Source organism: Falsiroseomonas sp. E2-1-a4, from assembly GCF_051433165.1.
Classification (GTDB): domain Bacteria; phylum Pseudomonadota; class Alphaproteobacteria; order Acetobacterales; family Acetobacteraceae; genus Falsiroseomonas.
Genome location: NZ_JBHMFS010000022.1, coordinates 62,345 through 76,579, shown reverse-complemented (window position 1 = coordinate 76,579; position 14,235 = coordinate 62,345). Strand labels below are relative to the sequence as shown.

The following is a 14,235-nucleotide window of genomic DNA, read 5'->3' as shown; positions in this document are numbered from 1 at the left end:
ACGGCACAGTATCGGCCAACAAAAAAGGCGGGATCCATTGGACCCCGCCTTTTTTCGTTCGATCGGTCGGCCTGATCAGCGCGAGTAGAACTCAACCACCAGGTTCGGTTCCATCTGCACCGGATACGGCACATCGCTCAGCTTCGGCGCGCGCAGGATGCGGCCGCGCATCGCGCGGTGGTCGATCTCGATGTATTCCGGCACGTCGCGCTCACCAGACTGCGCGGCATCCAGCACGCAGGTAAGCTGCTTCGACTTTTCCTTCACCTCGATCACATCCGTGTCCTTCACAAGATAGGACGGGATGTTGAGGCGCTTGCCGTTGATCAGCACATGACCGTGGTTCACGAACTGCCGCGCGGCGAAGGGCGTCACCGCCAGCTTCATGCGGTAGATGATGGTGTCCAGGCGGCGCTCTAGGATCTCGATCAGGTTCTCCGAGGTGTCGCCCTTACGGCGCACGGCTTCCTCGTAGTACTTGCGGAACTGCTTCTCGCCGATGTTGCCGTAGTAGCCCTTCAGCTTCTGCTTCGCCATCAGCTGCACGCCGAAGTCGGTCGGCTTCTGCTTGCGGCGCTGCCCGTGCTGTCCGGGGCCGTATTCGCGCTTGGCGATCGGGGACTTCGCACGGCCCCAGAGGTTCACGCCGAGGCGGCGATTGATCTTGTACTTGCTTTCTGCGCGCTTGGTCATGCGCTTCTCCTGCCCGGCACCCGTAGGGGTTGCCGGTTCTTGCTTGTGCCGGCACCCTTGTGGGCATCGCGGCGGGTTGTCCCGGTAGGCCCGAGGCCGGGATGGCCAAGGGCGGGCGCAGGCCCCGAAGGCCTGTCCGCGTTCCCGGAAGTGGCGGCGCTATAGAAGCGCGAGAGCCGGCTTGTCAAACCGCGCTGTCCACCCTTACTCCCTGCCCATGGTCACACGCGAAGATATCTTGATCCTCGGCCTCAGCGCCGGCGTCGTCGGCAGCTTGGTTGGCGGCTTGATGCTTGGCATCGGCATGGGGTTGGTCATTGGCGGGCAGCATCTCGGCTGGCTGCTGCTGATGCCGGCAGCCCCGGTGGCGGGGCTGATCGGCTATGTGCAGGCCCGCCGTCTGGCCAAGCGCCTGAACTAGACCTTGTCCGGTCGCGTGGTTCAGACCTCTCCACCTCAGGTCATCACGCCCTAATCCGGCGTGATGCCGGCGGTCCGGATCAGACCGGCCTTGTAGGCCAAGTCCTGCTGCAGGAAGGCCGCCGTCGCCTCCGGCGTCGCGGCATGCACCGTGTAGCCCGAGGGCAGCAGATGCCGGTCGCGCACCTCCGGCGTCGCCATCGCGGCGGCGATGTCGCGCTGGATGCGGGCCAGCAACGCGGGTGGCGTTCCGGCCGGGGCGAAGGCGCCGAACCAGGTGCGCGGATCGATATAGCCGAAGCCCGTTTCATCCAGCGTCGGCACATTTGGCAGCGCCTCGAACCGCGTCGGCCGCCCGACGGCCAGCGCACGAAGGGTCCCGGCCCGGATATGCGCGGCGCCGGAAGCGATGCCGGCCAGCGTCATCTGCACCTCTCCGGCCAGGGTGGCCATCACCGCCGGGGTCAGGCCGCGATAGGGCACATGCACCATCTCGATCCGCTCGCGCGCCATCAGCGCCGCAAAGCACAGATGCGGCTGGCTTGCCGTGCCGTAGGAGGCGAAGTTGAACCGCCCCGGCGCCGCCCGCGCGGCAGCCACCAGCTCCGCCATGGTCTGCGCGCCGACCGAGGGGTGCACCAGCACCATCTGGTGCACATCGACCAGCAGGCTGACCGGGGCGAGGTCCTTCATTGGGTCGAAGGGCAGGCCGCGGATCAGATGCGGGTTGGAGGTGATGGAATTATCCGCGGTGATCAGCAGCGTGAGACCATCCGGCGCCGCCTTCGCGACCAGATCGGTGCCCGGCACGGTGGACCCTCCCGGCCGGTTGTCCACCACCACCGGCTGCCGCCAGACGCCCTGGAGGTGGTTCGCCAGCGCGCGCGCCAGCGCGTCCAGCCCGCCGCCCGGCGGGAAGGGCACCACGATGCGGACCTGCCGCGTCGGAAACTCGGCCGATTGCGCGTGGGCGATGGCAGGCGCGGCCAGCGTGGCGGCGAGGAGGTGGCGGCGGGTGAGGCGCATGGTCAGGCTCCGAAGAAATGCTTGCGGAGAAGGTCCAATGTCCTGGCCGGCGCTTCAAGCTCCGGCAGGTGCCCAATCCCCGGTGGCGAGACGAATTCCGCGCCGGGAATCGCCGCCGCGATCAAACGCCCCACCGTTTCCGGCGGATTGACCGCATCCTCCGCGCCGCTGATGCAGAGCGTCGGCGCGCGGATCAGCGGCGCGAAATCGGCGATGACGTCCACCTGGTCCGTGCAGCGCGCCGCCTGCAGCAGTCCGCGCGGATGCGTGGCGGCGACCATGCCCTGCACCAGGTCCCGCACCAGGGGCCCGGCCGCCGGCGCCACCAGCTTTTCGGACCGCGTGCGCGCCAGGGCGACGCCGCCGCCGGCCACGCTAGCGTGCCGCATCGCCAGCATCGCCGCGCGTCCGTCCTCCCCCTTCCAGCGCTGACCGCGGGAGGTGCCCATCATCACCAGCTTCGCCACCCGCGCCGGATGGCGCGCCGCCAGGCAGGCGCCGAGCATGGAGCCGAAGGAGGACCCCGCGACGCAGACCGGCCCCCGCACGCCGACGGCATCCAGCAGCGCCAGCGCCACCGCCGCATAGGCCTCGGGCGCCGGTGCCTCCGCAACAAAACTGTCGGACAGAAAATATCCCGGCGCATTCCAGGCGATCACCCGTGCCCGGTCAGACAGCCCGGCGAGCGAAAAGCGCCAGCCCATGCTGTTGGCGCCAATGCCATGCAGACACAGGATCGTCTCCGGCCCCTGCCCCGCCTCCATGTAGGACAGGCGTGGCCCCTCCAGGCCGAGCGCCGCGGCGTCCACCTCGCAGAAGCGCGGGTCGGGCAGCGCGGGAACCGGGGTGCCGTCCGGGTGGATCATGCGCTGTCCTTTCGCGCGACCTCATGCCAGGGCGGCAGGGGGTCTTCCGCCGGGAAGCGGCCGCGCTGCATGCGGCCGGTGGACAGTTCCGTCACCACGCCATGCAGCGTCCGCAATTCCTGCTCCGTCACCTCGCCGCGCTGGAACCAGTGGCGCAGGTTGCGAACCATGCCGGGGCGCTTGGGCGGGTTGTGCAGGAAGCCGGAGGCATCGAGTTCCGCCACCAGCCGGCTGAGGAAATTCTCCAGCTCGCCCTTGGTCGCCACCGGCGTGCCGTTGGTCAGGAACTGGCGCGGCGGGGTGGTCTCGGCGGCCATCCACCATTCATAGGCCAGGATCATCACGGCCTGCGCCAGGTTCAGCGAGGTGTGCTGCGGGTTCAGCGGGTAGCGGACCAGCGTGTCGCAATGCGACAGATCCTCTGTCTCCAGCCCCGCGCGTTCCGGCCCGAAAAGGACTGCCGCGCGCAGGCCACGGCCGTTGATCTCGCGCAGATCCACCGCCGCCGCGCGGGCATCACGCAGCGGCACAATCACGTGGCGGGGCCGTGGACAGGTACCCATCACGCGGTGACAATCGGCGATGGCGGAGGGCACGTCCGGGAACACCTCCGCCGCATCCAGAATGGCGTCGGCGCCGGATGCCGCGGCATAGGCGTTAGGCTGCGGCCAGCCATCGCGCGGCGCCACCACGCGCATGTGGAACAGCCCGCCATTGGCCATGGCCCGCGCCGTGGTGCCGATGTTCATGGCCATCTGCGGGCGCACCAGCACAATGATAGGGCTTTCGCCCGGCAGCGCCGTCAGCACCGCGCGGCCATCCGCCCGCCCGCCCGTCATCGCGTGGCTGTTCGGGCGAGGAAGGCGCGGAGCATGGCGATCTCGGCTTCCTGCGTGCGGATCACGGCCTCGGCCAATTGGCGCATCTCCGGATCCGTGCCGTGGCGCAGCTGGATCCGGGCCATGTCGATGGCGCCCTGGTGATGCGGGATCATGCCGGCGGCGAAGTCCCGATCCGCATTCCCCGTATAGGGAATAGCCATGTCGCGATGCATGCGTTCGCTGGCGGCGCGGTATTCGCGCGTGCTCGCGGTTTCCGTGGTCGCCGGTGCCGCATGGTGGCCATGGTGCTGGTGCCGGGGCTGCGCGAAGGCGGGGCCGGTCAGCACCAGGGACAGGGCGGTGACGATGGCGAGGCGGGGCATGTCGGATCCTCCGGTTGACGGGCCGGAGGGTTCGATAGAACCTTCCCCCGAGGGGAAAGCAAGTGGGTCATGCACGGCGCCAGCTCGTGCCCTGCGGTCCGTCTTCCAGCAGGATGCCCTGCGCCGCCAGATCATGCCGGATCCGATCCGCCTCCGCCCACTCCTTCGCCTGGCGTGCGGCAAGGCGCGCCGCAATGGCGACCTCGATCGCCGCAGCATCGCCGGCCTCGCCGCGGAACCAGGCCTCCGGCGCCGTGCCCAGCAGGCCCAGCAGCGCGCCGCAGGCCAGGATGCGGCCCTTGAGATGGGTTAGGCCCACCTCCGACCCCTGGGCGAGGCGGTCGTTCACCGTGGAGACCAGGTGGTGCAGCGTGGCCAGGGCGAGCGGCGTGTTCAGATCATCCGCCAGCGCCTGTTCGAAGGGCGGCGCTTCCACCGGATGCGGCGTGTCGCCCTGCTCCGGCTCGATCGCCGCCAGCTTCGACAGGGCACGGTAGAAGCGATCCAGCTCCCGCCGCGCTTCCTCCAGCGCCGCCTGACTGTAGTCCAGCGGGGCGCGGTAGTGGGTGCGCAGCAGCAGCAGCCGGAACGCCTCGCCTGCCCAGGGGCCGTGGCGCAGGATGTCCTGCACGGTCAGGAAGTTGCCGGCCGACTTGGCCATCTTCTCCCCATCCACCAGCAGCATGCCGTTGTGCAGCCAGAAGCGGGCGTAATGGCTACCCGGGAAGGCGCAGAGGGATTGCGCCACCTCATTCTCGTGGTGCGGGAACATCAGGTCGGCGCCGCCGCCATGAATGTCGAAATCCGGCCCGAACTGCTTCCAGGACATGGCGGAGCATTCGATATGCCAGCCCGGCCGACCGCGCCCCCAGGGGCTGTCCCAGCCCGGCTGTTCCGGGGTGGAGGGCTTCCACAGCACGAAATCGCCCGCATCGCGCTTGTAGGGCGCCACCTCGACCCGCGCGCCGGCCAGCAATTCATCCGTCGAGCGGCCAGACAGCGCGCCGTATTCGGGGAAGCTTGCGACGGAGAACAGCACATGGCCCTCCGCCGCATAGGCATGGCCATTGGCAATCAGCCGCTCGATCAGCGCCACCATCTCCGGGATGCTGCCGGTCGCGGTCGGCTCCACATCCGGCGGCAGTACGCCGAGGGCCGTCATGTCGCGGCGGAATTCGGCGGTGGTGCGGGCGGTCAGTGCCTCGATGGTCTCGCCGCTTTCCCGCGCCCGGTCGATGATCTTGTCCTCGACATCGGTGATGTTGCGGGCATAGGTCAGGCGCGGATAGGCCTGCCGCAGCAGCCGCGCCAGCACGTCGAACACTACATTGGGCCGCGCATTGCCCAGATGCGCCAAGTCATAGACGGTCGGGCCGCAGACATACATGCGGACATGCTGGTCATCGATCGGCGCGAACCGCTCCTTGCGGCGCGTCGCGCTGTTGTGGAACTGGATTTCCATGGAGATTAGCCTGCAACGGCCTGGAGCAGGCGCTTCAGCGCCCGCTCGCGGCCGATCAAAGGAAGGAAGACCTTGAGGTCGGGGCCGTGATCCTCGCCCGTCAGGGCGCGACGCAACGGCAGGTACAGAGCGCGGCCCTTGCGGCCGGTACGGGTCGACAGATCGGATGTCCAGGCCGGCCAGGTGGCCTCATCCCACGGCTCCTCGGGCAGCGTCTCGGCGGCCAGGCGCAGCAGGTCTGCATCCGCCGCTTCGCCCTGTGGGACGATACCACCAGCGACAATCTCCCACCAGTCGCGGGCTTCGCGCAACAGATCGAGGTTGCCGCGCACCGCCAGCCAGAAATCCTCCCCCGCCCCCTCCGGCAGCCAATCCCGCACCGATGCGAAGGGCAGCGCATGCAGCCAGCGGCGGTTCAATGCCAGAAGCTGCTTCGTGTCGAAACGGGCTGCGGATTTGGACACGCGGCCGAGATCGAAATCCGGCACCAGATCGGCCGGCATGGCCGCCACCGGGTCCGCCGAGGTACCGAGCGCCGCCAGGTAGCCAACCAGCGCCGCCGGCTCCACCCCATCCCGGCGCATCTGCCGCAGGCCAACGCTACCGGTCCGCTTAGACAGCGGCCCGCCATCCGCATCGGTCAGCAGCGGCAGATGCGCGAAGCGGACGCTGCGCGGGTCGCCACCAAGGGCAGCCAGGATATCAAGCTGGATGCCGGTATTGGTGACATGGTCCTCGCCCCGGACGATGTCCGTGATGCCGGTATCCAGGTCATCGACGACCGAGGTGAAGGTGTAGAGGAAGCTGCCATCGGCGCGGATCAGCACCGGGTCGGACAGGCTCGGCAACTTCACGTTGCGCCGGCCAAGCACGCCGTCCTGCCATTCCACATGGCCGCCCGAGAGCTTGAACCGCCAGTGCGGCGTCTTGCCATTGGCGATGGCGCGGGCGAGTTGGTCCGCCGTCATCTTCAGGGCGGCGCGGTCATACAGCGGCGGCTTGCCCTGGCGGGTGCGCTGTTCCCGCTTGAAGGCCAGCTCCTCCTCCGTCTCCAGGCAAGGATAGAGATGGCCGGAGGCCTTCAGCCGTTCGGCGGCGGCGGCATACAGCGCCAGCCGGTCGGATTGCCGGGCGAATTCGTCCCAATCCAGGCCGAGCCAGCGCAGATCCTCCTCGATCGCCTGGGCGAATTCGGGTCGGGAGCGTTCGGTGTCGGTGTCATCGAGACGCAGCAGGAATCGGCCAGACCGGTGCCGGGCGAGGCACCAGTTGGCGATGGCGATACGGGCGTTGCCGACATGCAGCAGGCCTGTGGGGGACGGGGCGAAGCGAACTTTCATCAGGCGGGCACAGGAACGGCAAATGGCGGCACAAGGCAAGGCGCGCGATACACTTCGCCGCATTCCTGCTGCCCCAGCGATGCTAAAGTTGGCGGGTAAGGAGATTTCCCATGCTCAGGCTTCCTGCGGCGATCGTGGCCGGCGTACTGGCTTTCGGGACCTTTGCCCCCCAACCGGCGCTGGCCGATTGGCGCTACCGCGGTCACGGGTACCAGCATCATCATCGCCACCATGGCGGCGCAGCCGTGCTGGGCGGGGCCTTGCTGGGGCTTGGCATTGGTGCCGCGCTCGGGGCCGCGCTTGCCCCGCCGGCGGTGATCTACGCGCCGCCGCCGGTGGTCTACTACGAGCCGCCGCCGCCGGTGGCTTATTACCAGCCGCCGCCGGTCCACTGGGCGCCGCCAGCCTATGTCCCGCACTACGTCGTCCCGGCGCCGTCCTACGCCCTGCCGTCCCATGATGGCGGGTGGAAGTAGGAAGCGGGCTAGACCTCGCCCTCCTCCTCCTCGTCCTCGTCATCCTCGTCACGGCGGGGGTCGATGATGCGCCAGTTGCGTTCTTCCGCATCGGTCGCGGCGCGGGCGGCGAAATTGGCCAGCTCATTGGCGCTGCGCCAGGCATCCTCGCCGGCGCCATGCACCTCGGCATCCTCGCCAAAGGTGCCCCAGGCCTCCATCACCGCCTTGGCGTCCATGCCGGGACCGCGGCAGATATCCACCGAATCCCGGACATAGCGGCGGGCGAAGGCATTGGCATGGGCAACGGTGCCGAAGCCGCGCACGACCTCCACCGGCTCGGCGCCATTGGCGCCGGACAGGTCCATGATGCGGACCTCTAGCCCCTCGACCTGGCCGAGCACCTCCCGCGCGAAAATGGGGTCTTCGTCCCCCTCGTCCTGGCCGCTCATGCAATCAATCCGGAAAAGCCGTTGGTCAGCGGGTAGCGGCGGTCACGCCCGAAGGCGCGGGGCGTGATCTTCACGCCCGGCGGGGCTTGGCGGCGCTTGTATTCGGCGCGGTCCAGCATGCGCCAGATCCGCAGCACCGTGGCGCGGTCATGTCCCTGGGCGACCAACGTATCCACATCCAACTCGCGTTCCACCAACCCCTCGAGAATCGAATCCAGCACCTCGTAAGGTGGCAGTGTGTCCTGATCGGTCTGGTCGGGCTTGAGTTCCGCCGAGGGGGGCTTGGTTATCACGCGATCCGGCATCACCGGGCCCTGCGGCCCCAGCGCATCCGGCGGCACCTGTTCATTGCGCCAGCGAGACAGGGCGAAGACCGTCATCTTCCAGACGTCCTTCAGTACCGAATAGCCGCCGCACATGTCGCCATACAGCGTGGCGTAGCCGGTGCTCATCTCGGATTTGTTGCCGGTGGTCAGCAGCATGTCGCCGAACTTGTTGGACAGCGCCATCAGCGTCACGCCGCGCAGGCGGGACTGCAGGTTTTCCTCGGTGGTGTCGGCAGGCCGGTTGCCGAAGGCGGGCGCCAGCATGCCGTGCATGGCCTCCATCGCCGGGCCGATCGGGATGCTCTCATACCGGATACCCAGCAGCTTCGCGCACTGCTCCGCATCATCCAGGCTGTCGCGGGAGGTATAGGGCGAGGGCAGCATCACCGCCCGCACCCGGTCCGGCCCCAGCGCATCGGCCGCGACGGCGGCGGAGAGCGCGCTGTCGATACCGCCCGAGAGGCCCAGCACCACGCCGGGAAAGCCGTTCTTGTTCACATAGTCCCGCAGGCCGAGCATCATGGCGCGATAGATCTGCTCCAGTTCCGGCATCGCCGGCGGCACGGGCTGCGGCGCGCAGACCCAGCCCGCGGGGCCGCGCGACCAATCCGTGATCGCCAGCTTTTCCTCGAACATCGGCATCTGCACCGCCAGGCTGCGGTCGCCGTTCAGGACGAAGGAGGCCCCGTCGAAGACCAGCTCATCCTGGCCGCAGATCTGGTTGAGGAAAACGAAGGGCAGCCCAGTCTCTACCACCCGGGCCACGGCAAGCTGCACCCGCGTATCCTGCTTCGTGGACTCGAAGGGGGAGCCGTTGATGCTGATCAGCATCTCCGCGCCGCTTTCGGCCAGCGTCTCACTGACCGCGGGAAACCACCAATCCTCGCAGATCATCAGGCCGAGGCGGACGCCGCGAAAGGCCACCGGGCCGGGCGCCGGGCCTGCGATGAAGACGCGCTTGTCATCGAAAACGCCGTAATTCGGCAATTCGTGCTTGGCCCGCCGCGCCAGGATGCGGCCGCCTTCCAGCACGAACAGCGCATTGTGCAGCCGGTCGCCATCCCGCCAGGGGCCGCCCACCACCAGGCCCGGCCCGCCATCGGCGGTCTCGGCGGCCAGCGCCTCGATCCGCTGCATACAGGCCTCGACGAAGGCAGGCTTGAGAACCAGGTCCTCCGGCGGGTAGCCGGCGATGGAGAATTCGGGCGTGACCAGCAGATCCGCCCCCGCCGCCGCCGCCTCCGCCCGCGCCTGGCGGATGCGCGCAGCATTGGCGTCGAGCGCGCCCTCATGCGGGTTGATCTGGGCGAGCGCGATGCGGAGCCGGTCTGTCATGATCCCGCGAAACTAGGGACGCCCCCCCGAAGGGTCAACGCGCGCGCGGCGGGAACCGCACCACCGTCAGGATCATGCCGGCAGAGACCAGCCCCACGCCGAGCAAACCGAGCAGACCCAGCGGCTCCCCCAGCAAGGGCCAGGCGGCCAGTGCCGCCATCCCCGGCACCAGGGCGGTGATGGTGGTCGTGGTCGGTGCGCCGATTGCCGTGACCGCCTTGGTGAACAGCAGGCCAGCCAGGATGGTGGCGAACATGCCCTGGTAGACCAGCTGGTACAGCGCCACGCCCGCACTCGCCTCGCCGATGCTGGAGGGCAGCAGGAACCACCAGACCGGCAGGTAGATCGGCGCCGCCCAGAGCGCGATCGTCAGGGTCGCCTGCATCGCACCGATGCCCCACAGCCGGATCAGCAGCGTGTAGACAGCCCAGCAGCAGGACCCGGCGAGGAACAGCAGATCCCCACGCCAGGCGCCCGGGTGGGCACCCAGCGTGTCGCTGGCCAGCAACGCGATTCCCAAGGCAACGACGGTCAAAGACACAACGCGCCGCCGGGTCCAGGTCTCGCCGAGGAAGGCGGCGCCCAGCGCGGCCATCAGGAAGGGCAGCGTGCCCGGCAGCATCACGCCGCCATGGGCCGCCGGTGCCAGGGTGAAGCCATGATAGGCCAGGATCGGAAAGCCGAAGGCGGCCGTGGCGAGCAGCGCCAGCGCCCGCAGCGGCGGCAGCCTCGGCAGGCCGAGCACCGCCGCCAGCGGCAGCGCGGCCAGGAAGGCGCCCGCATAGCGCAAGGCGGCAACATCCCAGGGCGTCAGCGCCTGCTTCGTGGACAGCCGGGAGGACAGCAGGAAGCCGGTCCAGACGAACAGCACCGCGAAGGCGCAGGCATAGCCGATGCGGCGCTCCCGTGCCGCGGGGCTCGCGCCCGCTGCCGCGGCGGTTGGGAAGGGTGCTTCGCCGGACATCCGCTTCAGTCTAATGAAGGGCGGGCCGATTGCCCATGGAACGAGGGACCCCGCATGGCAGCACCTGACCCCTTCCTGCCCGGCGACCTTCTGCCGGCCCTGTCGCTTCCGGACGCTACTGGCGCCCAGTTCGACCTGCACCACCAGTCAATCGCGGGCCTGTACCGCGTGCTGGTCCTGGGCGGCCCGCCAGTGCCGGCGCAGATCAAGCAGGCCGAGGCGGTGGCAGGCCAGCTTCAGGCCCGAATCATCCTGGTGGCCGGCGGCAGGCCCGGGGACAACGAAGCAAAGGACGGGCCGACCCGGCTTTTCGATGCCGACCGGAAGCTGTTTCTCGGCCTGGGGCTACCGCAAGGCGGCGTTGCGGTGATCTCGCCGCGCGGGCGGCTCAGCTTCGCCCAGCCAGGCGAGACGGCGCTGAAGGCGGCACTGGCCACCCTGCCCGAACCGGAAGCCCCGGCCCTGCGGCGCAGCGGCGCGCCGGTGCTGCTGATACCGGGCGTGCTGGAGCCGGCGATGATCGCGGCGCTGCTCACGCATTGGGAAGAAGGCGAAAAGCAGCAGGGGCGCGTCGCCGCAGCCGGCGCCGGGGCCGGCCTCGTGACCGACATCAAGCGGCGCACGGATGTGTTCCTGACCGACCGCGCGCTCTACGCCGCCTTCCAGCGCCGCCTGGAACGGCGGGTGCTGCCGGAGATGTGGCGTGCCTTCCGCTTCCGCGCAGCGAGCTTCGAGGCCCCCCGAATCGGCTGCTACGCCGCCGAGACGGCCGGCGCCTTTGGCGCGCATCGCGACAACCGCACCCCCTTCACCGCGCATCGGCGCTTCGCGATGAGCCTCAACCTGAACAGCGGCGCCTATGAAGGTGGCACGCTGCGGTTTCCGGAATTCGGGACCGACTCCTACGAGCCGGCGGCCGGCGGCTGCGCCATCTTCTGCTGCGACCTGCTGCATGAGGCGCTGCCCGTCACTGCCGGGCAGCGCTTTGCCATCTTCACCTTCTTCACCGATGCCGAAGGCGCCCAGCAGGAACGCAAGCTGATGGCGGACGCCGCCGCACGCGGGCAGAAGGGCGTCGAGCTGCGCTAAGTCTGGCCGCGCCGCCTGGCTCCGTTCCGCAGCAGGAATTCCCGGCCCACCTTCACCCGCGGCACGCCGTCATACGCCACGATGTCGGCGGTCGCGTAGGTTTCGTACCAGGCATCCGGGATGAAGGATCCGGTGCCGACGACATCGATCGGCGCCTTGGCTTCCGCCATCACCCGGCATTTGCGGACCCCGAAGCCGGAGGAGGCAACGATGCGGACCTTCGGGAAGCCGGCCTCGTCCAGCGCTTCCCGCATCCGCCAGATCGCCGCCGCCGAGACGCCGGTGCCAACCAGGTGGCGCAGTTCCGTTTCGCTGCGATAGCGCCGCACGGCCTGCGGCGCGTGGCGTTCCAGCACGGCATAGGATTCGCCAGGGTCCAGCCCTTCCAGGAAGCGACCGCCATGGGTGTCCAGCCGCACCGCCATCCGCCCCGCCGCGGCGAGCTCCGGGAAGCGGGCGCAGACGGCCAGGCTGTCCGTCACCTCCCGCCCGAAATAATCCACCAGCACGGTGAGGTCTTCGCCCGGATAGGTCTCGTGGAACATCTCCGCCGCGCGGACGGTGGAGCCGGCATAGCCGATCAGGGCGTGCGGCATGGTGCCGCGGCCGCGGGCGGCGCCGAACCAATGGGCGGTTGCGTCATTAGCGTTGCCGATGAAGCCCTTGGCACCTTCCCGCTGCGCCGAGGCGCTGCCGATGGACGCCGCATAGGCCATCATCTCCTGCATCTCGGCCCCCGCACAGTGCCGGGCCTCCATGGCCAGGAAGGGCACCTGCGGCAGTTCGACGCACATCTGATAGGCGTTGTGCGCCGCGACACAGGCTGGCCCGACCTTCTGGAGCAGGATGGTCTCAAGATCGGCCAATTGGGCGAAGGATCCCGAGAGGTAGAAGATCGGGTCGCCGGCGCCGACCCAATCCCCTTCCCGGTGCATCAGCTCAATCTCGAAGCGCGTCTCCCGGCGCGCCGCCACCGCTTCCAGCCACGTCGTCGCCAGCCGTGGGGCGGAGATGACCGGGCGGCGCAGGAACACCGCATAGGTCACCCGGCAATCGCCGAATTTCTCGACGACCGTGCGGGTGCGGTTGAAGTAGCTGTCGGTCCAGGCCGGAATGTCATCCACCACGGGCGGCAGCGATCGGCCGCCAGGGGACATGGGTGGCGGCATGGCGGTCACTGGGCGGCCCTGGCCGGCAGCACCGCGACATCCGGGCGGCGTGCCTTCAGCTCCTCCGAAATCAGGAAGGCCAGTTCCAGCGACTGCTCGGCATTCAGCCGCGGGTCGCAGAAGGTGGCGTAGTTGGCGGCCAAATCGGCCTCCGACATCCTATGCGCGCCGCCGAGGCATTCCGTCACGTTCTGCCCCGTCATCTCCACATGCACGCCAGCCGGGATGGTGCCTTCCGCGGCGTGGCAGTCGAAGAAGCGGCGGATTTCGGACAGGATCAGGTCGAAGGGCCGCGTCTTGTAGGCGCCGGCCTTCACCGTGTTGCCGTGCATCGGATCGCACAGCCAGACCACGTTGCGGCCGGCGCGCTTCACCGCGCCGAGCAGGCCAGGCAGCTTGCCCTCCACCTTATCCGCCCCCATCCGGGAGATCAGGGTGAGGCGACCCTTCTCGTTGGTCGGGTTCAGGATTTCGGTCAGGCGGACCAGCTCATCCGCCTCCATCGTCGGGCCGACCTTCATGCCGATCGGGTTAGCGACGCCGCGGAGGAACTCCACATGCGCGCCATCCGGCTGCCGGGTGCGGTCGCCGATCCAGAGGAAATGGGCCGAACAGGCGTAATGCCGGCCCGGATGCGTAGAGGGCTGGCGGGTCAGCGCCTCCTCGAACGGCAGCAGCAGGGATTCGTGGGAGGTGTAGAACTCCGTCTCCCGCACCTGCGGCAGGTCCGACATGCCGCAGGCGCCCATGAAGCGCAGCGTCTCGTCAATCCGGTGCGCCAGGCCGGCATAGCGGTCGGCGAGAGGGCTGCGGGCGGCGAAATCCAGGTTCCAGCGATGCACCTCATGCAGGTCGGCATAGCCGCCGGTCGCGAAGGCGCGCAGCAAATTCAGCGTGGCGGCCGATTGCAGATAGGCGAACTCCATCCGCGACGGATCGGGCACCCGCGCCTCGGGCGTGAAATCGGGACCGTTGACGATATCGCCCCGGTAGGAGGGCAGCGTCACGCCATCGATGGTTTCGCTGTCGCTGCTGCGCGGCTTGGCGAATTGCCCGGCCATGCGGCCGAGCTTCACCACCGGCACTGCGGCGCCGAAGGTCAGCACCACCGCCATCTGCAGCAGGACCCGGAAGGTGTCCCGGATGGTGTTGCCGTGGAATTCGGCGAAGCTTTCAGCGCAGTCGCCCCCCTGGAGGACGAAGGCGTGCCCATCACCCGCGCGAGCCAGCTGGGCCTTCAGCCGATCCGCCTCGCCTGCAAATACCAGCGGCGGAAATCGACGGACCTTATCCTCGGTGGCCCGAAGAAGGGCCTGGTTGGGATAGTCCGGAACCTGCCGGATGGGCATTGCCCTCCAGCTATCCGGGGTCCACGCGCGCGAAATCATTTTTGTCCGTGCTCCACTCCTGGCGGTAACCTTAGCGCCCGAAGCC

General features: G+C 68.8%; 15 protein-coding genes. 3 read left to right on the top strand and 12 right to left on the bottom strand.

The window, feature by feature from the left end; translation table 11 throughout:
- Window positions 1–75: 75 nt before the first annotated feature.
- Window positions 76–693, bottom strand: a complete 618-nt coding sequence (gene rpsD, locus ACFHNC_RS20475) for a 30S ribosomal protein S4 (protein WP_437171099.1) — start codon at window positions 691–693, stop codon at window positions 76–78.
- Between the two features lie 238 nt (window positions 694–931).
- Between rpsD and ACFHNC_RS20470 the strand changes: the two genes are divergently transcribed.
- The gene (locus tag ACFHNC_RS20470; protein ID WP_437171098.1) at window positions 932–1,114 is read left to right on the top strand and encodes a hypothetical protein; all 183 of its coding nucleotides are present in this window, start codon (window positions 932–934) and stop codon (window positions 1,112–1,114) included.
- Between the two features lie 50 nt (window positions 1,115–1,164).
- Here ACFHNC_RS20470 and ACFHNC_RS20465 read toward each other — a convergent pair whose 3' ends face one another.
- The 6 genes from ACFHNC_RS20465 to gltX all read right to left on the bottom strand — a co-directional run bounded on the left by ACFHNC_RS20465 (window position 1,165) and on the right by gltX (window position 7,011).
- Window positions 1,165–2,139, bottom strand: coding sequence for a Bug family tripartite tricarboxylate transporter substrate binding protein (locus ACFHNC_RS20465; RefSeq protein WP_437171097.1), 975 nt, complete (start codon window positions 2,137–2,139; stop codon window positions 1,165–1,167).
- A gap of 2 nt (window positions 2,140–2,141) precedes the next feature.
- Complete coding sequence (locus ACFHNC_RS20460; RefSeq protein WP_437171096.1) at window positions 2,142–3,005, bottom strand: alpha/beta fold hydrolase; 864 nt, start codon at window positions 3,003–3,005, stop codon at window positions 2,142–2,144.
- Window positions 3,002–3,844: an RNA methyltransferase gene (locus ACFHNC_RS20455; protein ID WP_437171095.1), complete on the bottom strand. Its 843-nt coding sequence runs from the start codon at window positions 3,842–3,844 to the stop codon at window positions 3,002–3,004. The genes ACFHNC_RS20460 and ACFHNC_RS20455 overlap by 4 nt, the downstream gene beginning before the upstream one ends.
- On the bottom strand, window positions 3,841–4,209 hold the full coding sequence (gene copM / locus ACFHNC_RS20450; protein ID WP_437171094.1) for a CopM family metallochaperone: 369 nt from the start codon (window positions 4,207–4,209) through the stop codon (window positions 3,841–3,843). The genes ACFHNC_RS20455 and copM overlap by 4 nt, the downstream gene beginning before the upstream one ends.
- Window positions 4,210–4,276: 67 nt before the next feature.
- Window positions 4,277–5,671: a cysteine--tRNA ligase gene (cysS, locus tag ACFHNC_RS20445; RefSeq protein WP_437171093.1), complete on the bottom strand. Its 1,395-nt coding sequence runs from the start codon at window positions 5,669–5,671 to the stop codon at window positions 4,277–4,279.
- Window positions 5,672–5,676: 5 nt separating this feature from the next.
- Window positions 5,677–7,011 (bottom strand): glutamate--tRNA ligase, encoded by a 1,335-nt coding sequence (gene gltX, locus ACFHNC_RS20440; protein ID WP_437171092.1) that lies wholly within the window; start codon window positions 7,009–7,011, stop codon window positions 5,677–5,679.
- Window positions 7,012–7,121: 110 nt separating this feature from the next.
- On the opposite strand from gltX, the gene ACFHNC_RS20435 reads away from it, so the two are divergent.
- Window positions 7,122–7,487 carry a hypothetical protein gene (locus ACFHNC_RS20435; RefSeq protein ID WP_437171091.1) on the top strand — a complete coding sequence of 122 codons (366 nt, stop codon included), beginning with the start codon at window positions 7,122–7,124 and terminating at the stop codon, window positions 7,485–7,487.
- Window positions 7,488–7,495: 8 nt separating this feature from the next.
- Here ACFHNC_RS20435 and ACFHNC_RS20430 read toward each other — a convergent pair whose 3' ends face one another.
- Genes ACFHNC_RS20430 through ACFHNC_RS20420 form a run of 3 tightly spaced genes read right to left on the bottom strand, consistent with a single transcriptional unit; the run spans window position 7,496 to window position 10,543 of the window.
- On the bottom strand, window positions 7,496–7,918 hold the full coding sequence (locus ACFHNC_RS20430) for a hypothetical protein (RefSeq protein ID WP_437171090.1): 423 nt from the start codon (window positions 7,916–7,918) through the stop codon (window positions 7,496–7,498).
- Entirely contained in the window at window positions 7,915–9,579 is a 1,665-nt protein-coding gene (locus ACFHNC_RS20425; RefSeq protein ID WP_437171089.1) for an NAD+ synthase, read from the bottom strand. Before ACFHNC_RS20425 ends, ACFHNC_RS20430 begins: the two co-directional genes overlap by 4 nt.
- Window positions 9,580–9,613: 34 nt before the next feature.
- Complete coding sequence (locus tag ACFHNC_RS20420; RefSeq protein ID WP_437171088.1) at window positions 9,614–10,543, bottom strand: DMT family transporter; 930 nt, start codon at window positions 10,541–10,543, stop codon at window positions 9,614–9,616.
- 54 nt (window positions 10,544–10,597) lie between these two features.
- Here ACFHNC_RS20420 and ACFHNC_RS20415 point away from each other — a divergent pair, with 54 nt between their 5' ends.
- Window positions 10,598–11,632, top strand: a complete 1,035-nt coding sequence (locus ACFHNC_RS20415) for a 2OG-Fe(II) oxygenase (RefSeq protein ID WP_437171087.1) — start codon at window positions 10,598–10,600, stop codon at window positions 11,630–11,632.
- On the opposite strand, the gene ACFHNC_RS20410 is transcribed toward ACFHNC_RS20415, so the two are convergent.
- Entirely contained in the window at window positions 11,629–12,801 is a 1,173-nt protein-coding gene (locus ACFHNC_RS20410; RefSeq protein WP_437171086.1) for a nicotinate phosphoribosyltransferase, read from the bottom strand. The two genes, ACFHNC_RS20415 and ACFHNC_RS20410, sit on opposite strands and share 4 nt — an antisense overlap.
- A 5-nt stretch (window positions 12,802–12,806) precedes the next feature.
- On the bottom strand, window positions 12,807–14,189 hold the full coding sequence (locus ACFHNC_RS20405; RefSeq protein WP_437171085.1) for a class II 3-deoxy-7-phosphoheptulonate synthase: 1,383 nt from the start codon (window positions 14,187–14,189) through the stop codon (window positions 12,807–12,809).
- Window positions 14,190–14,235: the final 46 nt, after the last annotated feature.